Source organism: Paenibacillus oralis (genome assembly GCF_003863965.1).
GTDB classification, from domain to species: Bacteria; Bacillota; Bacilli; order Paenibacillales; family Paenibacillaceae; genus Fontibacillus; species Fontibacillus oralis.
Genome location: NZ_RRCN01000001.1, coordinates 4,890,392 through 4,913,094 on the forward strand (window position 1 = coordinate 4,890,392; position 22,703 = coordinate 4,913,094).

Below are 22,703 nucleotides of genomic sequence, written 5' to 3' on the forward strand. Positions count from 1 at the left end.
CTTTGGATGCGTCAAGACAGGTAAGAGACGTTCCGCAGGTGAACAGACAAAGCAGATAAGAAGATGCGGATCGCTCTCAGGCCTGTTTATGACAAGGGGGGCATACCATTGGGAAAATGGGATAAAAAGTTTGCGGTATTAGGAGCGGCTGTTTTAGGGTTATGGCTGCTTGGCGGGTGCGGGAGCGCAAGTGATTCGGGCGGCTCATCCCTGTCCATGGAAAGCGCTTCGCCAGCGGCTGACATGGCCGTTAGCGATCAAGCTTCCAATGAGGCCGCCGACAGCGGAATGGGTTTGGAGAAAGCGGCAAGTGCGGACAAAGCAGATGCGGAGAAGTCCGGGGTGGCCGGAGCGGCTGGAGAAGCCGAGACCTCCGGCGGAGGCTCCGGATCTTCGGCGGGAGCAGCGGGGGAAGGCGGAAGCGCCGCCGCTGCCGCCGCGGGGCAAACCTCCCCCCGGGTTTCAGGGGATGTCAGCGGACACCGGCTTCAACAAAAAGCTGATATACCGGGCCAACGTTGTGATGGAAGTGGGGGATTATGCCAAAGCGCAATCTGAAATCCGCAACCTCGTGGCGTTAACGGGCGGGTACATCGTCGAATTTTCCGAAAATCAGTCCCAGCATGAGCTTGGCGGAAACTTTATCCTGAAGGTGCCGGCCGCCGGGTTTTCTTCACTCCTGGATAAATTGGAGCAGCTCAAGCCCAAATCCATGCAGCGCACCATTCAGGGACAGGACGTTTCCGAGGAGTACGTGGATTTGGAATCACGGCTGAAAGTCAAGGAAGCGATGGAAGCCCGGTATCTCAAATTCGTGGAGGAAGCAACCCAAACGAGCCAACTGGTTAAGTTCGTGAACGAATTGGAGCGGATCCAGACGGAAATCGAGCAAATCAAAGGCCGGATGCGGTACATCGACAGCAACGTTGCCTATTCCACGATCGAAATTCGTGTGTATCAACCGGATCAGGCGGGCTCCACCTTAGCAGCAGGCGATGAGCCTCCGCTCTTGGAACGCGCCAAGCAGGCGCTGACGGGAAGCATCGAAGTGCTGTCGCTGATTTTGCAGTGGCTGATCGTCTTTTTGGCAGGGGCGCTTCCGGTGATCGCCGTCGCGGCGGTTATCGTGGTGCCGCTTTGGCTCCTGCGCCGCCGCCAAGTGCAGAATAGAGCCGCACAGCGGGAAGCCTGGAAGCAAGCGAACGCGGTGGCCGCGCATGCCCGTCCGGAAGGGGAGAAGATTCCGCAGGAGCCGGCTGACATAGACGTTTCGCCAAAAACGCCGGACAAAACGGAGTAAGTCAGCATTCAGTGCAATACACCAAAAACGTGCAAAAAGCTTTCCCGACTCCGCCTGTGGGGCGACGGGAAAGCTTTTTTGCATAAATTCCGGACTTTTTGGCTAACTAAAAAACGGCTTCATACGTCCTATGGTAAGATAATAAGATTTCATTACGCAAAAGGAGTTTAAACTTTGAAATTTGAAACGTATTTGTTCCCCATTTCCTATGCCTTTATGGCATTTCCTTTCGCGGCGCTGCTGTTCACGATGCCGTTTCTCGTCGTCCAGTACCGCCGGTATGGGTATATCAACAAAGTTCGGGCATTCGTCCTATACCTGTTCCTGTTGTACCTGATGAACGCCTTATTTTTGATTATGCTGCCTTTTCCTGCCACCCGGCACAACCCGCCGCTCGGCGAATCGGCCGTGCAGCTCGTTCCGTTTCATTTCATTCAGGATATCCTGAAGGAGACCAGCGTTGCCAAAGGGGAACCTTCGACGTATTGGCGGCTGCTGAGGGAGCGGGCTTTTTTACAGGTGGTCTTCAACGTGTTGTTAACAGTGCCGTTTGGGATGATCATGCGTTACTATTTCCGTTTTGGGCCGATTCGTTGCCTGCTGCTGTCCTTTTTGCTGTCCCTGTTTTTTGAAGTAACGCAGCTGACGGGCATATTCGGCTTTTTTGACAACGCCTACCGGGTGTTCGACATCGACGACCTGATGACAAACACGCTTGGCGGAATGATCGGCTTTCTCGCGGCCGAATGGCTGTCGCGTTTTTTGCCCAGGATCGAGCATCTGGACCGGGGCGTGGATTTGTCCGCAAAAAGGGTGAGCTACACCCGCCGCGGCTTGGCCTGGATGTTCGATATTGTCATTTGCGCCGTGCTGTTGGCCGTCTGCCACGTGCTGCGGATTCCGGGAGCTTATTTTGTCGCTACAGGCCTATACTTCATGCTGCTTCCCTACCTGACCGGCGGATGCACCTTCGGCAAATGGCTCGTTCGCATCAGGCTTGAGGAAATGGACCGAGCGCGGCCGAGAGCCGTATCGATCATCATCCGCAATGGCCTTCTATATTGGGGAATATTCGGCGTCAACCGCTTGGTTGTTTTTCCTCCCGGATCATTGCCAGAGGGAGCTAGGGCGTTATTGGCCATGTTGGTCCTGCTGATGGATTTAGCGTTTTTCATTCATGTCGTCATCCAGGTGTTTCGCAAAAACTCCGTGCTGTTCTACGAGAAACTAAGCCGGACACAGCATAAAATATTGTGGAGACGAGCCGCTTTAGGTTCAGAGGAACACTAAAGTGTGTTTTTCCATAACGAGGAAAAATAATTGCTTCCGGCAAAGGAAATATTTTAAAAGCAGAGGGACAGCTTCACCATTCCATAAAAAGAAGGGGATTCGATGGAAATATTAGACGGAGCCCGGACCTTTGCGCCGGGGGAACTCGCCGTGTTTTTGTATGAGACCTACTACCCGTTGACGAGCGAAATGGCCGTATATGCATCGGCGGACGAAGCGGAACAGGCTTACAGCTACTATTTCGGGGACGCCGCCGAGGGAAGCCTGGAATGAAGCCGTTTGTTCCAAAGCTGGTATACTTCGAGCCGGACGCGCTGGATTATCCGCTGGGTCAAACGCTTTATGACAAATTTAAGGGCATGGATGTGGACATCCGCTATACAACCTCCCACAACCAGGTCAGAAACCTGCCGGGCGAAAGCGATCTGCAAAAATACCGGGTGGCCAAATCCACGCTGGTGGTCGGCATCCGCAAAACGTTGAAATTCGACACGTCCAAGCCTTCGGCGGAATACGCCATTCCTTTTGCCACCGGTTGTATGGGGCACTGCCATTACTGCTATTTACAAACGACGATGGGGAGCAAGCCATATATCCGCACTTATGTCAACGTGGAGGAGATTTTGGACGCCGCTGACCGGTATATGGCCGAACGCGCCCCGGAATACACCCGTTTCGAAGCCTCCTGCACCTCGGATATCGTCGGCATCGACCATCTGACCCATACGCTCAAGCGGGCGATCGAGCACTTTGGGCAGTCCGAGTACGGCAAACTGCGGTTCGTCACGAAGTTTCATCATGTCGATCATTTGCTGGATGCGAGGCATAACGGAAAAACACGGTTCCGGTTCAGCGTCAACGCCGATTACATCATTAAAAACTTCGAGCCGGGCACCTCGCCTTTGGAGCAAAGAATCGAGGCGGCGGGGAAGGTGGCCCGGGCCGGGTATCCGCTGGGCTTTATCGTCGCGCCTATTTACATTCACGAAGGGTGGGAGGACGGATACCGCCATATGTTCGAACGGCTTGATGCCGAGCTGCCGGCCGAGGCGAAAGAGGACCTTACGTTCGAATTCATTCAGCACCGCTTCACGAAACCGGCCAAACGGGTGATTGAGAAAAATTACCCGATGACCAAGCTGGAACTGGACGAAGAAAAACGCAGGTACAAATGGGGCAAATACGGCATCGGCAAATATATTTATCCGAAAGAGGAAGAGGAGGATTTGAAAACCCATCTGTTCGGCTATATGAAACAATTTTTTCCGAAGGCGAAGCTGGAGTATTTTACTTGATTGCGGAATGCTTGCGGATGGCCACGCAGCTTATGGCGCCTGAAGCTCCTCATAATATTCGCTCAAAAACCGGGCGAAGCTGCGGGCCGCCTGCGGGAGATACCGCCGCTCCAGCCAGGCGATCCGGAAGATGCGCCGGCATACCGGGCTTTCGATGCGCAGCATTTTATATGGCGGCGCCTCGTCTTTGCGGCATGCGGGCACGAACGCCACGCCAAGTCCGGCCTGCACCAGGCTGCCCAAGGCGGACGGCTCGTCCACCTCGCAGACAATGTCCGGCGAAATGCCTGCTTCGCGGCAAAACGATGCGTTTATTTTCCGGAACGGATGGCCGGCTTTATATTCGATAAAAGGTTCGCCCGCAACCTCCTCGAGGCGGATGCTGCTGCGCCGCTCTAAGGGGTGGCCGGGCGGCACGGCCAAAAACACCTCGGCGTCCAGCACCGGCTGTTCGCGGATGTCCGGATGATCGATGGAGGCGGCGGTAAAACACAAGTCCACCTCGCCATTTTCCAGCAAATCCACCAACTCCTCAATGGAAGCGGGCGACGTTTGCAAAATGCGGAAATTCACTTCCGGATGCTCCGCCCGATAAGCGCTCAGAGCGGGAGTAATCCGGCCCAAGTTGTTTGTCGCCAGACGAATGCTCCCCCGCTCCGTCCCCGCCAGATCGGCGACTTCCTTGCGCCCTTCATCAAGCACGTTCAGCGCGATCTCCACTTTTTTCAAAAACGCCCTGCCGAAGTGGTTGAGCCGGATTTGCCGGTTCTGCCGGTCAAACAGCGGCACGCCCAAATCCTGTTCCAGCCGGGCGATCGTCTTGCTCAGCGCGGGCTGGGCGATGTGAAGCTCCTGCGCGGCTTTTGTCATATGCTCCAAGCGGGCGACCGTCTGAAAATATTGCAGCTGCAGTAGTTCCACACTAGTCATTCCTTTTCATTAATATACTGTAGTATATGATTTTATAATTAAATATATATTTTTAATTATCAATATGCAAATATAAAATAACTCATATCAAAGGTTTTTGGGGAGGCTTGATTTGTTATGAGAAAGCAGACGGAGGGGGAGTCAGCCGAAAAGCTGATCCGTATTTTGGCATTTACGATGGTGCTTTCGTCGATGAGCGCCACGATGTTTAATATCGTGCTGCCGGAAATTAAAAGCGAGTTCCATTTATCCGTGGCCCAGGTCAGCTGGGTGGCCACCATTTATATGCTGATCTATGCGATTGGATCGGTCATCTACGGGAAACTGGCCGATTTATTCAGGTTCAAAAATTTAATCACATTTGGTTTGGCCGTGTTTTGTCTGGGCTCGCTCGCCGGGCTTGCCGCCCAGGCGTTTTGGATGGTGCTGGCCGGACGGATTTTGCAGGCGGCGGGAGCGGCGGTTATTCCGGCGGCGGCGATGATCATTCCCGTCCGCCACTTTCCGCCCGAACGGCGCGGGTATGCGCTCGGAATTACGGCAACCGGACTGGCTGTCGGGGGGGCGATCGGACCGGTCGTCTCGGCGTTGATCGTCAGTCTGGTCGATTGGCGCTGGTTGTTTTGCATTCCGATGCTGATGCTCGTCACCTTGCCGTTTTACCGCCGATATTTAAGCGAGCAGGCGCCCAAATATGCCAAAGTCGATTGGCTGGGGGCCGGTCTGCTTGGCGGCGCGGTAGCTTTGCTGCTGCTGGGCGTTACTTATGGGCGAATGACGTTTTATCTCGGCAGCTTGCTCCTGTTCTTGCTGTTTGTTATCCGCAATCGGACGGCGGCTCATCCATTCGCGGATCCGCAGCTTTTCCGCAACAGAAGCTATTCCCTGGGGCTGCTCATGTCCATACTGGCGATGGGGCTCGGTTATGCGCTCCCGTTTTTGACCCCGCAGCTGCTGGCGGATGTCAACGGGCTTGCCTCAGGCTGGATTGGCTTCGCTATGGTTCCGGGGGCGGCGGTATCGGCGCTGCTGGGCAGAACGGGCGGCAAGCTGGCGGATGCCAAGGGCAACCCGTTTGTATTTTGCACCGCGTCCTTGCTGCTGCTGGTTTGCTTTACCCTGATCTCGATCTTCGCGGGAGCGGCGGTCCCCATCATTGCCGTATTATTAATCTTTGGCAACGTTGGTCAGATGTTTATGCAAATCGCCTTGACAGGCACGATTTCGCGGACGCTGACCAAGGAACAGACCGGAGTTGGCATGGGGCTGCTGTCGATGTCGAATTTTCTTTCCGGCGCGGTGGCGGCCAGCGTTTACAGCAAGGCTGTGGATCAAGGCGGCAGCGTGCATTGGAACCCGCTAAATCCGTTTGTGAACTCCGGCGTGTACAGTAATATTTATCTCATTCTCGCCGCTTTGGTGGTGATGATGGTGCTTTTTTATTATTTTTACTTTTTACGAAATGAACGGTCACGAAAAAAAATAAAAAATTTAAATTTTTCATCTTTTAGGGCTAACAAATGACGCCTCTGCTTCCGATAGAGATAAAGAAAGATATAAAACTTTACACGAAAATGGCAAACCTGTCGAAAGGCAGGGACGCAAAGCTACAGGGCCTGTATTTTTTGCTGGCAGCCAGTTACCGAAGGAGGTTTTATTTTTTATGCGTAAATTGATGTTTGTAACGATGGCCCTTGTGCTCTTGTTTGCCGGATTTGGCGGAACGGAGGCGCGGGGGGCCGAACTTGAGGGCTGGCTCAATAAGGACAACCTGTTCATGGGAGCGATCAGCATTCATTACGATGTGAAGCCGAAAATCAAGACCAAGCTGTTGATCGAGAAAGGAAAAAACAAGTATACCTATAATCTGACGTACGGTGCCAAGGAGGAGACGTTTCCGCTGCAAATGGGCAATGGGGATTACACGATAAGCCTGTTGGAACAGATTAAAGGGACCACGTATCGCCTAGTGTATAAGGATACGGTGAAGCTCAGCTTGCAGGATGAGACGCCGGTTTATCTGAATTCGACACAAAATGTCAATTGGGATATAGACGGCTTGGCGGTGAAGAAGGCGGCGGAGCTGACGAAAGACGCGGCTAGCGATGAAGACAAGGTGAAGGCTATTTATAATTACATGATTAGCAATATCAAGTATGACGACAGCCTGGCGTTCACTGCTTCCTCGGATTATTTGCCGGATATCGAACGCACTCTGACCGTCAAGAAAGACATCTGCTATGGCTTCTCCTCCCTGTTTGCGGGGATGCTGCGCAGCGTTGGGGTTCCGGCCAAGCTGGCGATGGGATCTTCCGATTATGTGGAGACGTATCATGCCTGGAATGAAGTTTTTGTGAACGGACGCTGGGTGATCATCGACACGACGGCCGATGCCGGCTGGAAGGGAACAACGACCGCGTTTACTATGATCAAGGACGCCTCTAAATATAAGGCGGACAAGTATTACTAAGCCAAATCATGAACAGCCAAATAGAAAAAAGAGCCTTGAACGATGGTTCAAGGCTTCTTTGTTTGGGCGGGATATGCTAATCTTCTTAATGAAGGGAAGAGTATCCAAGCGGGGGAGTCTGGCTCTAATGAGAGTAATACTTGTGGATGATGAACGGTTGGCCTTGAATTATATGGAGCGGCTATTGATGAAGCTGGCCGATGTAGAGATTGTCGGGAAATTTACCGACCCGGTCAGGGGGATAAGCGAAATTCTCCGGGAGCGCGTGGATGTGCTGTTTTTGGACATCAGCCTGCCGGAAATCAACGGCATTGAATTGGCGGAACGGATTTTGCAATCAAAACCGGAGATACATATCGTTTTTGTCACGGCGTACAATGAATATGCTATAAAAGCTTTTGAGCTAAACGCTCTGGATTATCTGCTCAAGCCGATCAGAGCCGAGCGCCTGGCCAAAACCGTAGACCGGATTCAAGAGCGGCTGAAAACGGGACAGGAGGACGTCGCCGTTTCCGAGCAGGTTGTAAAAATATGCTTGTTCAAACAGGTAACGTTGGAAGCCCGGCATGGGCAGCCGGCCCTTCTGCAGTGGCGTACGACAAAGGCACAGGAGTTGTTTCTTTATCTCCTGCAGCACCGGGGAAGGTTAGTCCGGAAGTCGACTCTGATCGATGTCTTGTGGCCGGAATACGAGACGGATAAGGTTAACTCGCAATTATATACGGCCGTGTACCATATTCGGAAAACACTCAAGCCTTACGGAGATCATTTTCAAATTGTGAACGCGATGGAGGGTTACATCCTAAATACCCATCAGGTCAGCTTGGACATCGAGGAATGGGAGGCTAAGCTGGCTGCGCTGCCGCCCGTATCCGGCGCTTCGCTGGACGCTTACCTGGAGGCGATGAAAATCTACACCGGAGATTATCTGCAAGAATACGATTATTGGTGGACAGAGAGCGAGCGCCAGCGGCTCAAAGCCATATGGCTTCACAATGCGCTGGCGATCGCCGATTGGTATCTCGGGCAAGAGCTGTGGGAGAAGGCGGGGGTCTTCTATCAAAACATCTGCACCCTTCATCCCCAGGAGGAGGCGCCTTATTTTGCCCTGATGAAAATATTCGCGCTTCAGCAGAACTTTGCCATGGTGCACCGTCAGTACCGCGAGCTGGCAACCGTGCTGAAGGAGGAGCTGAATGTGGAGCCCAGCCATTACATCACGGAATGGTACAGACAGTTTACAGAGGAAGCGGGACAGGTACGCTGATGCCGCCTGCTTGAATATACAATATTATTGCCCGGCCGCTGGCCGGGTTTTTTTTGACACCTTTCGCGACAGGAATGCGAGGGCTATTAAAAAAATCATAGTTTCATCGAGTGATTTTTATAATTTGTTGAGAATTTGTTCAGAGCGGCAGATTAAGATGGGAGCGTCGCCCAATTACTTGACATGGACGAGGAGGGAATTGGAAAAAAATCAAGGTATTTTCAAAGAATAATTTTAGGTATAAGGAGGGAGTGCTCTCAAAGTATGAAGAAAAAATGGATGGCTTTACTCATGACCGGCGCGCTGATCTTCCAAGGCGTCTTTGGTATGGGGGCGGCGCAGGTCAGCGCAAATCCGGATGAAGCTTCCGGCGGAGAGACTGCGTACAGTGCGACCGATGCTACGTATGGACTGGCTGCCCCTGCAGCTGCGGCTGCGGCTGAAAATGTAGACAGCATCATTACGAGAGTCCTCGTTAAGGATGCGAAGGGGACGGTAATCGACGCGGTTTACAATCCCGACAATCAGCAGCGTTCCAAATTGGGAGACGCCGTCAGCATCGAATACGAATGGGAGCTGCCGGATGGGCATGGCTACACGGACGGCAGCAAATTCGAATTCAAAGTTCCGCAGGAATTTAAAATTTTTAACCCGGTTAATGGGGAGTTGACGATCGACGATGGCAGTTCAATCGCCGATTTCACGGTTGACTTGGCCGGCAATGTGACGATCGTGTTCAACGAGAACGTCGACAATTCGAGAGTTTGGGGCACTTTTACAGTCCGTACGGTGCTCAGCGAAGACATCAAGGGCAGTGTAAATGTGCCGATTTCTTTCCCGATCCAGGGCGGGGAACAGGAAGCCCTAATCAAGCTTGAGCCGAAGGACGGCACGCTCCTGAAAAAGAGCGGGACAGCTGATAAGGACAAGTCCATCGAGTGGTCAATCGACGTGAACACCTCGCTCGACAAGATCGACAATGCGGCTGTGTCCGACCTGATTCCGCTGGGACTGAAGCTGGAAGAAAGCTCGATCAAGGTTTACGAGCTGCTTCCGAATGTCGACAGGGGACCGGATCTGGGGAACCTGGTCGATCCGGGCTCAGCAACCTACGAAACGGCCGTTGAACCGGACGGTTCGGGTTTCCGGGTCAAATTTAATCAGCCAAGCATCAACTCGGCTTACCGCATCCAATACACGACTTTGGTAACGGGTGAGGAAGAGACCGTATTTACGAACAGCGCCAATTTGACCGGGGACAACGGCATTTCGGCGGCGGATGATGAGACGATTACGATTACCCGTACGCCGCTTTTCACCAAAAAGGACACCTACTACGATAAAGAGACTCAGACGGTGACCTGGAGAGTACAATATAATTATGGTGAAAAGACGATAACCCAAGCCGGCGAAAGGCTGATTCATGACCGTTTCAACAACAGCATGGAACTGGTGGACGGTTCGGTCAAAGTGCTTAAGCCAGGAACGAACGTACCGGCTGACGACATTACGTACAAAGTAGACCCGGTGACCGATGCGAGTCCCGGCGGTAAAAACGGGTTTGATTTGCAGTTCGAATCCGAGGTGACTTCCGCCTATGACATTGAATATCAAACCAAGGCGATAGACCGCATTTATAAGGATACTCAGGTTACTAACGACATCTTTGCAACGGTCGGCGGCAAGGAGAGAAAGGGTTCCGATTCGTTCACCTTCAAGAGCGGAATAGGGGTTAAATCGCTTGGCGGTATCAACTACAGCACCAAGGAACTCACCTGGAATATCGTCGTCAACGAGGATAAACAGGAAATGACGGATCTGGTGATCGAGGATACATTTACGGGGGGCGGTCTGGAATTTATTCCGGGCAGCGTTCAAGTAACTTCCTCGGGAACGGGTCCAGCTATTACTCCTACGGTAAAGGCCGATAATCCGGATCAAGGGTTCACCCTGACGTTTGCCGGAACGTTTACGGACAAGTATACCATTACCTACAAGACGAAGTTTATTCCCGAGAAATCCCAGTACCTGAACAAGGCTACTCTGGATTGGACGGAAAAAACTCCGGGGGCTGAGTACCCGGTCCAGGCGCCATTTACGCCGAATACCGAAACACAGAAAAACGGCCGTAAAGTAGGAAAAAGCTATGATCCGAAGACCAAGGAACTCACCTGGGAGATCGTGGCGAACTATAACGGCAACTCCATCAACAACGCGGTGTTGACCGACAAATTAGAAGCGGATCAAAAACTGCTGAAAGATGAAGTGAAAGTTTATGAAGCGACCGTAGGGGCTAATGGTTCGGTAGCTCGGGGAGCCGAGGTAACGGATCCCGCCAAGATTACCGAGGCGGCGGATAATACGCTCCGCATCGAATTGGGAGATATCAACTCGCCTTACGTAATCGTGTTCAAAACCAAGCTGGAAAACGTGCTGGTCGTCGATAAAGTGCCGAATACGGCGGTTTTGACCGGGGACGGCGATAAATCTTGGAGTTGGTACGCCGACTTGCCGATCCCGCGCGGCGGCGAGTATGTCAACAAAAGCGGTACGCAAAACGGTGGAAAAATCGATTGGAAAATCGTGATCAACGGAAGCCAATCGTACGTCGAGAACGCAACCATCATCGATACGCCAAGCCCTAACCAGATTTTGCTTCCCGACTCCTTCGAACTTTACGAAGCGGTCGTGAACACGGACAAGAGCGTGACTCCGGTTGGGGAGAAGCTGACGAAGGACCAGGATTACTTCCTGGCGATCAAGACGGACCCGGAAAACGACAGCCAATCGTTTGAGCTTAAGTTTGCCGCAGAGTTCATAGAAAATGCCTATGTACTGCAGTATTCGTCGGAAATCGCGGTCTCTGCCGACCGGGAAGAAGTAACGAATAAGGCAAGCTTCGCGGGCGAAGGCATCAAAAATGTTTCCCAGGAGTCTTCGAACAAGATTCAGGTGCGCTTTACCGACGGTTCGGGCACCGGTTCCGGCATCCGCGGGACTTTGGAACTGACGAAGGTCGATAAGGCTGATCCAACCCAAAAACTGGTTGGCGCTACCTTTGAACTGCTGGACAATGGCGGCAAGCTGCTCGGAGAGAAGACCACCGATGAGGAAGGCAAACTGACCTTTACCAAGCTGCGGTACGACCAAGTTTACAGCCTGGTGGAAACGGAAGCGCCTGCCGGGTATCTCCTCAACGGTACGCCGTTGACCGTTAAGCTTGACGAAAAAGCCAAATCGACCGGCGGTATCACGAAGCTCACGGTAGAGAACGAGAAGCGAACCGCTCCACCGGTCGATCCGGTAGAGCCGAAGGGTAAGCTGATCATCGTTAAGGTTGATGAAGGAGACTCCACGAAAGTGCTGGCCGGGGCCACCTTCAAGCTGGTGAACAGCAAAGACGAGTTCGTCGGTGAACAAACGACCGGCGACGACGGCAAGCTTACGTTCACCGATCTGCCGTACGACACGTACAGCCTGGTGGAAACGAAAGCGCCAGCCGGTTATATCCTGGACGGGACGCCTCATAGCGTGACGATTGACGAAGCGGTGGAAAATACCGGCGGCGTCAAAGAAGTTACCGTAACAAACGAGCAGCGGACGGTTCCGCCGGTCGATCCGGTTGAACCGAAAGGCAAGCTGGTCATTACCAAGGTCGATAAAGACGACCACACAAAAGTGCTGGCCGGCGCAACCTTCGAGCTTCAGGACGCAGCCCGGGCCAAAGCTCCGATTGCGGTGACGACGGATGTATACGGAAAAGCGGTATTCGCCGATCTTCCATACGGTAATTACATCCTGAAAGAAACCGCAGCGCCTGCAGGTTATTTGGCTGAAGGCGAGGCTGAGCGGCTGATCACGATCGACGCGAGCCTTGAGCTGACGGATAACACGCTTGCTATTACGGTAGAGAACCGTAAGCAAACGACGAATCCGGGCAACCCGGGAAGTCCGAGCAAACCAAGCAAGCCAAGTAAACCGAGCAATCCGAGTACTCCGGGCACTCCAAACGATCCATCCGACTCGGTTGTACCAACCATCCCGGGTACGGTGATCAACCCGCCGGTTGACGATACGAACCAGGGCGGCGATGTCGATATTCCGGACGGCTCGATTCCGGCTGACGGAACGGATGGCGACAAGCCGAAGGGAGATAAACCGAAACCGGATCCAGAGAAACCGACGGACCTGGAGCTTGACGACGAGGGGAATCCGCTGGGCGGAACCCGCGGCGATCGTCCATCCGGTGAGGAATTCCCGGGAGTCAGCGTCCTGCCGAAAACCGGGGAAGGAAGCACGTTGCCTTTCCAAGTGGCAGGGGCAGCCCTGATCTTACTGGGATTGCTGCTGAGAAAGAAACATCTTGAGCGCAAATAGGATAAACGCCGAGGGGGCATCTCCAAGGATCTGAGACGATCTTTTGGGGATGGCCCCTTTTGCCGTTCAAATGTTAAGAAATTGTTGAGATACCCTAGCTATAATGTAATAGTTTGCATCAACTTGGAAGTAAATGTCTATCACGACAAGGAGCCGATCCTATGCGAAAGCTGTCTTATTTATTGATTTTGCTGGGCATAGCCGTGATCGCGGCGCCGATGTTAATGGAGTGGCAAGCGGACCGCGAGCAGCAAAGGCTGCTGGCGGAGGTGGAGCAGGCACGGGCACAGCGGGATGCTGCGGAGATGAACCGTGAGCTGGCCGCCGGCTTAGAGCGGGTCTCACATTTGCTGGAGGAAGAGTCCTCCGCCGCCGATTCCGCACCGGCCGCCTCCTCGCAGCTTATGACGGTTGACGGGAAAACGCCGGTCGCTACGATTGAAATCGCGGCAATCGATGTAAAGCTCCCTGTCTTGGCAGGCGCCACGAAGGCGAATATGAAGCATGCGGCCGCGCATATGACCGAGACGGTGCCGCTCGGCGCGGAGGGGAACGCGGCGATCGCCGCCCACCGGGCGCGGACGAAGGGGCGTTTGTTTAACCGCTTGAACGAAGTGGAGATAGGGGATAAGATTGTCGTTAGTACCGAATCCGAACGTTACACCTATGAGGTTTATAAAATTTCGGTAGTCGAACCGACGGAGGTCTCCGTCCTTAAGCCGAACGGGAAGGATAAAATTCTGACTTTGATCACATGCGATCCGCTGATAAATCCGACCCATCGTCTCATCGTTCAAGCCAAAATGGAATAGAGCAAATAGAGGCTGCAAATAGTGCGATATGGTTGGTGATAAGGTATGAGTATTACGGTTTCTTATATTATATACGGGGTGGGCTGCGTAGTGCTGGTCGGCGCCGCGCTCTATCTGCGGTCTTTATATTCGGAGATCGCGGCGCTCCGGGTACTGGCTTACCGCGACGCGGTGACGGGTTTGTCGAACCGGAACGGGCTGGATCATTTTTGGGCTAAATATAAAGGCAAGGAAAACCTCGCCGTTCTGAGTCTCGATCTGGATTGCTTCAAAGAAATCAACGATACGTACGGCCATCAGGCGGGCGACCAGCTGCTGTGGGAAGTAAGCCGGTATCTGGAGCAGTTGACGAATAAGAACCAGCTGGCGTTTCGGATTGGGGGAGACGAGTTCCTGTTTATCGTGAAAAATTGCGATCCGAACCAGGTGAAGATTATGGCCGGGTTGCTGCTGAGCAAAATCTCCAGGCCCTATTATATTGCAGGAAGGGATCTATCCGTCACGGGAAGCATCGGGATCAGCATTTGCCAGGGGCACCGGGCCGAACGCACGCGCATGCTGCAGGAAGCCGATGCCGCGATGTATCATGCCAAACGGCTTGGCAAAAACCGGTATTGCGTATTCGGGGAGCGGGTGCTCCCGGAAGACCTCGTTCAATCGAACCCCAGCGCTAAAAAAACGTGGCCCCAAACACAGCTTAACCTCCAATAAATCTCACAAAAATCCATATAGAAGATCACTTTATTATCGTTACTCCTCCTGGATAAAATAGTAGAATGGAAAAAGAGCCATATAAGAAAAGTCAGATTAGCACATTCCCAGGAGGATCGCGAAATGCCTATTTTTTTCGATGAAGCCCAAGGCCTTTTCCATCTGCAATCCCGCAATACAAGCTACATTATTCAACTGGTTCGGGGATATGCCGCCCATGCGTATTTCGGCGCTAAGCTGCGGCGGGACGGTAATCTCGACGAGCTGTTGACGTTTATGGAACGCGCTTCCTTCAGCCCGAATCCGCTACCGGACGATAAATCGATCTCGCTCGATACGCTGCCGCAGGAATATCCGCAATACGGCACCGGCGATTTCCGCAGCCCGGCGTACGAGGTTCGGCTGGCTAACGGCGCCCGGGCGACCGAGCTCACTTACAAGTCGCACCGGATCATTCCGGGCAAACCGGCGCTGGAAGGGCTCCCGGCCGTCTATGTCGAGCGGGAGAGCGAAGCCGAAACGCTGGAGCTCGAGCTGTTCGACACGGTGTCCGGGCTGACCGTGTATTTAAGCTATACCGTATTTGCGGATTTTGACGCGATCGCCAGATCGACCAGATTCCGCAACGACAGCGGCGAAGCGATGCACATCGAACGCGCGCTGAGCGCTTCGGTCGATTTTGCGGACGCGTCTTATGATGCTTTGTATTTGTCCGGCGCCTGGGCGAGAGAACGTCACGTGCAGCGCAGACGGCTTGCGCCGGGGGTCACCGGCATCGGCAGCCGCCGGGGGGCCAGCTCGCACCAGCAAAATCCGTTTCTCGCGCTGCTGCGGCCGGATGCCAACGAACGCCAGGGGGAAGTATACGGCTTTAGTTTGATCTACAGCGGCAATTTTACCGCCGAGGCCGAGGTGGAGCAGTTCGGGACGACCCGCGTGTCGATCGGGATCAATCCGTTTGATTTCACCTGGAAACTGGCGCCGGGCGAAACGTTTCAGACGCCGGAGGCCGTGCTGCTGTACTCCGACAAAGGGCTGGGCGGCATGTCGCGCACGTTCCACCAGTTGTACCGGACAAGACTGTGCCGCGGGAAGTTTCGCGACCAGGAGCGGCCGATTCTCGTCAACAACTGGGAAGCGACTTATTTCGATTTCAACGCGGACAAAATCGAAGCGATCGCCAAGGCGGCCAGTGAGCTCGGCATTGAGTTGTTCGTACTTGACGACGGCTGGTTTGGCCGCCGGGACAGTGACAACAGCTCGCTCGGTGACTGGTTCGAGGATCGCCGCAAGCTGCCGGACGGGCTTGACGATTTGGCCCGCCGCGTGAAGGAAACCGGACTGCAGTTCGGATTATGGGTCGAGCCGGAGATGGTGTCGCCGGACAGCGATTTGTACCGTGCCCATCCGGACTGGTGCCTGCACGTGCCGGGACGGCGGCGGACCGAAGCCCGCGACCAGCTTGTGCTCGATATGTCGCGGGAAGATGTGCGGCAGTATTTGTACGAGCGGCTGAGCGGTATTTTCTCCTGCATGCCGATTTCCTACGTCAAATGGGATATGAACCGGAACATGACGGAGGTCGGTTCGGCAGCCAGCCCGGCTGAGCGGCAAGGGGAAATCGCCCACCGCTACATGCTGGGGCTGTATGAGCTGTTGGAGCGGCTGACGGGCGAGTTCCCGCACATTTTGTTCGAAAGCTGCTCCGGCGGCGGCGGCCGTTTCGATCCGGGCATGCTCTTCTATATGCCGCAAACCTGGACGAGCGACGATACGGATGCCGTGGAGCGTCTGAAAATCCAATACGGCACCAGCATCGTTTACCCGATATCGACGATGGGAGCGCATGTTTCCGCGGTGCCGAACCACCAGGTGGAACGTACGACTTCGCTTTCGTTCCGAGGCGACGTAGCGATGTCCGGCAACTTCGGCTATGAGCTGGATCTGACCAAGTTTACGGACGAAGAGAAGAACACGGCCAAGGCGCAAATCGCCATGTATAAGGAAATTCGCGGGCTGGTGCAGCAGGGCGATCTGTACCGACTGCAAAGCCCGTTCGAAGGCAACGAGACGTCGTGGATGTTCGTCAGCCCGGACAAAAACGAAGCGCTGCTGTTCTACTTCCGCGTGCTCGCTGAGCCGAACGGCCCGCTGCGCAACGTCAAGCTGGAAGGGCTTGACCCCGCCAAGGACTACGCCGTGGTTGGCAACGGTAAAGTGTACGGCGGCGACCGCCTGATGTCGGCGGGGTTGTCCGTCGCGTCGGTACGCGGCGATTTCAGTAGCATGATGGTGCGGTTGAAAGCCGTGCACTAATTAAAACCTGAAGGAGGCGTAAGGGCTTCCTTCAGGTTTTTTGAAAGTTTACATATTGCTATGATGTAGATGAGGTGGCGAAAATGAAAAACGTTCGGATGATGATCAGCACTCGTTGTCCGAACGCTTTTCATGATTATCCCGTTTGATCAGGTAGCAGAGAAATAGACAAGCTCGGGAGAAGAAAAATATTTTATGGAGAAGCAGATGGGTTCAAGATAAATTACGCCCATACAGGTCGCTGTTCACCTTCACGTCTCCGCAGAGCAGCTCCCGGGCATCGAATTCTAGGGCGGCATGGCGTATTTTGTGCAGCATCAACCAGGCGGTTTTGTAGGTGACCCGGATACCTGGCTCAGCCGCAGCGCCGAGATGCCGCCCTCAAGCAGGAACAACTCCAGCGCTTTGAACCACTTGGGCAGGGGCAGATGCGTTCCTTCAAAAATCGTACCGACCAAAGCCGAGGTTTGATGCTTGCACTTTCCGCACTCGAACAAGAGGATATGCCGGGAAGTCAAACGACTGCACCGGGTGTGAACGCAGCGCGGGCAGACGAAGCCGCTTCGCCACTTCATCGCGATCAGCGCCTCCATGCAGGCCTGCTCGCTGTTATAACGGCTGGTGAATAGTTGAAGTTCCGTTCCCGCATTGACTTCCATGTCCGCTCGCCCCCGAATCAAAAATTCACGCACATACGTTCGTTTTATTCCATTATACCAAACATACGTTCTCTTTTCAAACCGAACATCTCACTGAACCGCCCCGTTTTTTTTCTCTCTCTTTTTTTCTTTATCCCTTGCCCTAGTCCACAACCTACAACCCTCAAAACCCTGTCCCCTGAACGAAAGGGATAATCGTGCAAAGGCTGCAGGCAGGGACACCAAGACACGAACCTTATAAACAGCCATCTCAGTTCAAACACTGATAGGTATTCTGCGGCTGATTGACAAGGATTTTTTAATTAATCGCGGCAGCCCGGGAACATCCCGGTCGAAATGGCGATGCGGTTCCAGCAATTGATGACGTTGATCGCGAAGATCAGATCCATCGTTTCTTTTTCGCTGTAGTGGGTGCGAACCCGATCATAAACGTCCTGCGGCACGCCGCGCTCGGCGATGAGCGTGACCACTTCCGTCAATTCCAGCGCCGCTTGTTCCTTATCCGTATAGCAGGGTGATTCCCGCCACACGCTGATTAAATTAATGCGCTGTTCGCTTTCTCCAAGCTTGCGCAGCTCCTTCGTATGCATATCGAGGCAAAAAGCGCAGCCGTTGATTTGCGATGCCCGGATTTTTACCAGCTCGTAAATGATGCGGTCCAGCCCGCTTGCGGTCACCTGTTTCTCCAATTCGCTCATCGCCCGGTAAATGTCCGGGTTGGCCGCGTAATGGTCCAATCTTACTTTCATGTACATCAACCTCCAAATGTTAGTGGATAACTAGTTATCATAAGTAAGACAATGGAGGGGATGTTTTTGTGACCAAACGGAGAAAAAAGTTATTAGTTTTATGAAACCGGCGCGTTTTTAATTTTATCCGGGTTCACAAGCAGATAAAAACGGGCGATGCGGCCCTGGGAATCCCCTTCGAACAGAAGGATTTTGACGGGCGTGCCGCCATCGTACAAAATCAACCCGATTTCGCCGTTCATCCGGACCGGCACCAGCTCGCCCCGCAGAGACCCTTTGCGGGTAATGCCCTCCCAAAATGCGGCGATGCGCGCTTTGGACACGATCGGACGCAAAGCGGCCCTTGCTTTGCCGCCGCCATCGGACACCAGGACGGCATCTTCTCGGATCAGCTCGAGCAGCGGCCCGAATTCACCGGTCTGAGCCGCTTTGGTGAATACGCTAACCCATCTGGACACCACAGTGTTGTTTAGAGGTAAAGCGGGAAGGTCCGCTTTAACTTTTTGCCTTGCGCGGCTAAGCAGCTTTCGGCACGCCGCTTCGCTTTTGCCGAGAATATCGGCGATTTCCGGGTATTCCAGGGTAAAAGATTCCCGCAGCACAAACACGGCCCGTTCGTCGGCGGTCAGACGTTCGAGCATGACCATAAACGCATACGATAAATGCTCTTCCTTCAGCAGTAAATCCAGAAGCTCCTCTCCCGCCGTGTCAAAAACCGGCTCGGGCAGCCAAGGTCCGATGTACTGCTCGCGGGCATAACGCGGGGATTTAAGCACGTTTAGGCTGCGGTTGACGACCGCCTTCATAAAATACGACTTCAGCTGGCGGATTCCGTCCGCATTTCCGTTCCGGTGGAAATCAAGAAACAGCTCCTGAACGATATCCTCGGCTTCGGACCAGGAGCCCGTTAACCTGTAAGATAATGCGGTGAGCGAAAGCCGGTGCTCCTGATAAAATTGCTCCAGTTTGGTTTGCGCCATACGGACCCCCTTTCCTTATATATCTTAACGAAAAGACCTTGTTTCGCAAGAGGAAACAAGGTCTTTCGAGACTTCGGGCTTTAAAATTTAAAAATATGTATCGTTTTCTGCAGCTGAAACACGGCGTTTTTCATCGCTTCAATCTCATCGGCCATCGCCCGGATGGAGGTGATCTGCTCGTTCATCGATGCGGAAACCTGTTCGGTTCCGGCAGCCGACTGCTGTGTGATGGCGGAGATGTTCTGAATGGCGGAAGAAATGTTATGGGCGCTTTCCAGCATTACTTCGCTTTCCCGGGCAAAGGCGGAAATTTCTTCGGAAATGTACTGGACGCTTTGGACGATGTCCTGAAAAATTCGTTCAGCTTCCAGGAGGATTGCGCTTTGCTCGCGCACGACTTCTTCGTTGATTTTGATGTTTTGCCCGGCTTGCTTTACATCCTGTTCAATGCTGCGGACGAGGTTGAACACCTCTTTGGTGGATGAGCTTGATTCTTCGGCCAGCTTGCGTACTTCAAGGGCGACGACCGCAAACCCGGCCCCGTGCTCGCCGGCCCGCGCCGCTTCGATGGAGGCGTTAAGCGAAAGCAGGTTGGTTTGCTCGGCGATTTCCGAAATCGCCCGGGTAATTTTCGTAATACCTTGCGCATTTTGCGCCAGCGCTTCGATCGATTCGGCCACTTTTTCCGTCGCCTCGATATTTTTGCGCATGCCTTCGGCCTGCCTGGATACCGATTCCCGGCCCCGTTCCACAAGCTGCAGCGTTTCCAAGGAACGCTGATTCATTTGCCGGGTCGAATCGGTGTAATTGCCGACCTTATCTTCGATTTCGCCGATCGCTTCCGTCATGCCGCCGACATCCTCGCTGATCGCGCTTGCGCCAAGCGCCAATTCATTGGATGATTGCGTTACCTGGGTCATCACCTCAATAAGCCCCTGGTTCCGCTCGGAGATGCAGCGGCTGGAATCCATCACTTTGCGGGTGATGTCCGAGGTTTCCTGCAAAATTTTGCGCAGCTTGTCCACCATGCCGTTAAACGACCGGCTGAGCTCGTTCATGCCGCCGCTTTCGTTCACTCGGGCGGTGAAATCTCCTTTGGCGATCTGCGCGGACGCGCTGGAGATGTCGGAAAACGAATCCGTGAGCTCTCGCTCGAGGTAGCGGGAGAGTGGGTAAGTAAGCGCTGCCAAAATGATGATCAGGACTAATCCGATGAAGATGTGGCCGAGCATAACAAATACGATCAGGGCGGGAACAGCGAACAGGGCGGCCACGAGATAGCAGGCGGCGTTAATTTTTCCGCTTAGGGGAAGTCTATTGAACCATGACATTGGATTCATTTCCTCCTTCAGAGTAGGTTATTTTTACCATGATTATAACATCGAAACAATGCAGGGTATAGGACGGAATATTCCGAGAAATGCTTCCTTCAAGTTGAAAATTTTCCGGCGGATAAATTAGCTTGATAGCTTCATTAGAGAAAGTGAGAGAATAAACCAATGAATAACACAGCTGCTGTACAGGGCGCCGATTTTAAAAGAGAACCAAACTCTGATGAACGTGGCGCTTCCGCAAATGAGAGAGACCTGAATGTAGGGACTACGACGATTCAATGGCTGACCACCGGATTCATGCTGGTGAACGGGGTGCTGATTCCGCTCAGCGCTTATTTTATGGAACGTTTTACGACGAGAATGCTGTTTATTTCCGCCATGGTGATCTTCGCTATCGGAACGGTGATTTGCGGGATCGGGACCAGCTTCGCGATGGTTTTGGTCGGACGTTTGTTCCAAGCGGCCGGCGCCGGGGTATTGATGCCGCTGATGACCGTGGTGTTCCTGACGATATTCCCGATTGAGAAACGCGGCCAGGCGATGGGGATGATGGGGATTGCGATGGTTTTCGCTCCGGCGGTCGGACCCACGCTTTCCGGTTGGGTTATCCAGCATCAGTCCTGGTATGTCTTATTCTGGATCATTTTGCCGTTCGCCATCCTTTCCATACTTCCCGGGATTATTTTCCTGCGGAACGTAACCGAGGTGGCCCGTCCAAAGCTGGACATGTTATCCGTCATTTTGTCGACTTTGGGCTTTGGCGGGGTGCTGTACGGCTTCAGCGAAGCGGGAAGCACAAGCTGGGGCGAACCCGAGGTAATCACCGGTTTGGTCGTCGGCGTTATTGCATTGGCGTTGTTCCTATGATTATGTCCGCGGGCATCAACCCGCAGGACCCGGCGAACGCTCAGCAGGTCGCGCTCATTACCAAAGAAGCGACGATCGACGGGATCGACTTCGCTTTCGTGGTCGCTACGGGGATCACACTGGTAGCCTTTGTGCTGTCTTTCTTCATCCGGAAAGTGCAGGTTGGTCCAGATGGCCCCAGAACCAAAACAAAAAAGAGCCTGGCATGAAGTCCGGTAAGGCTTGAGATACGGGACATTAAGAGCCGGCGCCAATCGTGGCGTTTTTTTCTATCTAGAATTCTAGTAATTTTTCCATATATTGCTTTCCTTTGACTCCATAATATAGTATATTATGGTTACATCTAGAATATATTAGGAAAATTTATTAAAGAAAGGATGATTGTATGGATTTTTAATTCTATTATTATTATTTCATAGAAAGGGAGGGCTTCAAATGTTAAAAAAATTCATCATCGCTTCGTTAGTTGTAACAACACTTGTACCTGTTACTGGAGCTTTTGCTGCTGAAGGCACGACTAATGCGACTAAATCCGATTTGATCAGAATTATGACTTCCGATTATGAAGTCAATGCAGATGGTGTCAGATTAAGAGCTAGCGCTTCTTCTTCCGGAACCGTTTTGGGACTTTTGTATAAAGGGGATTTACTTAACGGAGGCCGTGAACAAAAAGTAGCTGACGGTATTACATGGGTGAGTGTCTATAGTTACAAGCACGGTATTTGGGGATGGGTAGCTTCACAATATCTGACTGAAGTCGGTTGATAAATGAAATCGTTATCATAATTCCAATATAGAAAAGGAGTGTTTCAAATGTTAAAAAAATTTATCATTGCTTCGTTGGTTGCAACAACACTTGTACCGGTTACCGGAGCTTTAGCTGCTGAAGGCACAGCTAATGCGGCCGTTCCTGCTGACAGTGTTGCGGCTAAATCTGATTCTATCAGAATTATGACTTCCACATATGAAATCAACGCGGATGGTGTCAGATTGAGAGCCAGCGCTTCTTCTTCCGGAACCGTCCTGGGGCTTTTGTATAAAGGAGATATGGTTAACGGTGGTAGTGAGACAAAAAGAGTTGATGGCATTACATGGGTGAGTGTATATAGTTACAATCATGGTGTTTGGGGATGGGTAGCTTCACAGTATCTGACTGAAATTGGCTGATATAGCGTTTCCCTATCATAATGAAAAAATCCAATCGCAGGATTGCTTGCGGTTGGATTTTTTCTTTTTCTACAATTGTTGATTCAAATTAAAACAAAATATGAAAAATAATGTAGTTTTAGAAGGGAAAATATATATAAATGTAGAAATATTTTCATGATGATAATTTGTTTATTAAA

At 52.6% G+C, this 22,703-nt stretch carries 18 protein-coding genes, 3 pseudogenes and 1 riboswitch; of the genes and pseudogenes, 16 read left to right on the top strand and 5 right to left on the bottom strand.

Going from position 1 to position 22,703, the window contains the following annotated elements; all coding sequences use genetic code 11:
* Window positions 1–108: 108 nt before the first annotated feature.
* The 5 genes and pseudogenes from EHV15_RS37540 to splB all read left to right on the top strand — a co-directional run bounded on the left by EHV15_RS37540 (window position 109) and on the right by splB (window position 3,885).
* A complete protein-coding gene (locus EHV15_RS37540) occupies window positions 109–558 on the top strand; it encodes a hypothetical protein (RefSeq protein ID WP_246061732.1) in 450 nt (149 codons plus the stop codon).
* A complete protein-coding gene (locus EHV15_RS21810) occupies window positions 470–1,300 on the top strand; it encodes a DUF4349 domain-containing protein (RefSeq protein ID WP_246061733.1) in 831 nt (276 codons plus the stop codon). The genes EHV15_RS37540 and EHV15_RS21810 overlap by 89 nt, the downstream gene beginning before the upstream one ends.
* Before the next feature lie 174 nt (window positions 1,301–1,474).
* Entirely contained in the window at window positions 1,475–2,590 is a 1,116-nt protein-coding gene (locus EHV15_RS21815; protein ID WP_246061734.1) for a VanZ family protein, read from the top strand.
* Window positions 2,591–2,725: 135 nt separating this feature from the next.
* Window positions 2,726–2,863: pseudogene (locus tag EHV15_RS21820) on the top strand (transcriptional regulator SplA domain-containing protein); the annotation flags it as partial.
* Window positions 2,860–3,885 (top strand): spore photoproduct lyase, encoded by a 1,026-nt coding sequence (gene splB / locus EHV15_RS21825; RefSeq protein WP_128633068.1) that lies wholly within the window; start codon window positions 2,860–2,862, stop codon window positions 3,883–3,885. The pseudogene EHV15_RS21820 and the gene splB, both read left to right, overlap by 4 nt.
* Window positions 3,886–3,915: 30 nt before the next feature.
* Here the strand turns inward: splB and EHV15_RS21830 are convergent, their stop codons facing one another.
* Window positions 3,916–4,806, bottom strand: a complete 891-nt coding sequence (locus EHV15_RS21830) for a LysR family transcriptional regulator (protein ID WP_128633069.1) — start codon at window positions 4,804–4,806, stop codon at window positions 3,916–3,918.
* 126 nt (window positions 4,807–4,932) lie between these two features.
* On the opposite strand from EHV15_RS21830, the gene EHV15_RS21835 reads away from it, so the two are divergent.
* The 7 genes from EHV15_RS21835 (at window position 4,933) to EHV15_RS21865 (ending at window position 16,768) form a co-directional block, all read left to right on the top strand.
* Window positions 4,933–6,339 (top strand): MFS transporter, encoded by a 1,407-nt coding sequence (locus tag EHV15_RS21835; RefSeq protein WP_128633070.1) that lies wholly within the window; start codon window positions 4,933–4,935, stop codon window positions 6,337–6,339.
* A gap of 42 nt (window positions 6,340–6,381) precedes the next feature.
* Window positions 6,382–6,462: riboswitch (cyclic di-GMP riboswitch) on the top strand.
* A gap of 16 nt (window positions 6,463–6,478) precedes the next feature.
* Window positions 6,479–7,285 (top strand): transglutaminase-like domain-containing protein, encoded by an 807-nt coding sequence (locus tag EHV15_RS21840; protein WP_128633071.1) that lies wholly within the window; start codon window positions 6,479–6,481, stop codon window positions 7,283–7,285.
* A 127-nt stretch (window positions 7,286–7,412) separates the two neighbouring features.
* Window positions 7,413–8,552 carry a response regulator gene (locus EHV15_RS21845; RefSeq protein ID WP_128633072.1) on the top strand — a complete coding sequence of 380 codons (1,140 nt, stop codon included), beginning with the start codon at window positions 7,413–7,415 and terminating at the stop codon, window positions 8,550–8,552.
* 264 nt (window positions 8,553–8,816) lie between these two features.
* Window positions 8,817–12,929, top strand: a complete 4,113-nt coding sequence (locus EHV15_RS21850; RefSeq protein WP_178075929.1) for a collagen binding domain-containing protein — start codon at window positions 8,817–8,819, stop codon at window positions 12,927–12,929.
* Window positions 12,930–13,090: 161 nt separating this feature from the next.
* A complete protein-coding gene (locus EHV15_RS21855; RefSeq protein WP_128633074.1) occupies window positions 13,091–13,741 on the top strand; it encodes a class D sortase in 651 nt (216 codons plus the stop codon).
* A 45-nt stretch (window positions 13,742–13,786) separates the two neighbouring features.
* Window positions 13,787–14,452, top strand: a complete 666-nt coding sequence (locus tag EHV15_RS21860; protein WP_128633075.1) for a GGDEF domain-containing protein — start codon at window positions 13,787–13,789, stop codon at window positions 14,450–14,452.
* Between the two features lie 123 nt (window positions 14,453–14,575).
* Window positions 14,576–16,768, top strand: a complete 2,193-nt coding sequence (locus EHV15_RS21865) for an alpha-galactosidase (protein ID WP_128633076.1) — start codon at window positions 14,576–14,578, stop codon at window positions 16,766–16,768.
* A 228-nt stretch (window positions 16,769–16,996) separates the two neighbouring features.
* Here EHV15_RS21865 and EHV15_RS21870 read toward each other — a convergent pair.
* The 4 genes and pseudogenes from EHV15_RS21870 to EHV15_RS21885 all read right to left on the bottom strand — a co-directional run.
* Window positions 16,997–17,427: pseudogene (locus tag EHV15_RS21870) on the bottom strand (transposase); the annotation flags it as partial.
* 302 nt (window positions 17,428–17,729) lie between these two features.
* A complete protein-coding gene (locus EHV15_RS21875) occupies window positions 17,730–18,176 on the bottom strand; it encodes a carboxymuconolactone decarboxylase family protein (RefSeq protein ID WP_128633077.1) in 447 nt (148 codons plus the stop codon).
* Between the two features lie 98 nt (window positions 18,177–18,274).
* On the bottom strand, window positions 18,275–19,156 hold the full coding sequence (locus tag EHV15_RS21880) for a sigma-70 family RNA polymerase sigma factor (protein WP_128633078.1): 882 nt from the start codon (window positions 19,154–19,156) through the stop codon (window positions 18,275–18,277).
* Window positions 19,157–19,236: 80 nt separating this feature from the next.
* Entirely contained in the window at window positions 19,237–20,487 is a 1,251-nt protein-coding gene (locus EHV15_RS21885; protein WP_128633079.1) for a methyl-accepting chemotaxis protein, read from the bottom strand.
* Between the two features lie 172 nt (window positions 20,488–20,659).
* Here EHV15_RS21885 and EHV15_RS21890 point away from each other — a divergent pair.
* The 4 genes and pseudogenes from EHV15_RS21890 to EHV15_RS21905 form a co-directional block, all read left to right on the top strand.
* Window positions 20,660–21,354, top strand: a pseudogene (locus tag EHV15_RS21890) (MFS transporter); the annotation flags it as partial.
* Window positions 21,354–21,566, top strand: coding sequence for a hypothetical protein (locus EHV15_RS21895; RefSeq protein WP_128633080.1), 213 nt, complete (start codon window positions 21,354–21,356; stop codon window positions 21,564–21,566). The pseudogene EHV15_RS21890 and the gene EHV15_RS21895, both read left to right, overlap by 1 nt.
* Window positions 21,567–21,792: 226 nt before the next feature.
* On the top strand, window positions 21,793–22,122 hold the full coding sequence (locus EHV15_RS21900) for an SH3 domain-containing protein (protein ID WP_128633081.1): 330 nt from the start codon (window positions 21,793–21,795) through the stop codon (window positions 22,120–22,122).
* 48 nt (window positions 22,123–22,170) lie between these two features.
* Window positions 22,171–22,524 carry an SH3 domain-containing protein gene (locus tag EHV15_RS21905; protein WP_128633082.1) on the top strand — a complete coding sequence of 118 codons (354 nt, stop codon included), beginning with the start codon at window positions 22,171–22,173 and terminating at the stop codon, window positions 22,522–22,524.
* Window positions 22,525–22,703: the final 179 nt, after the last annotated feature.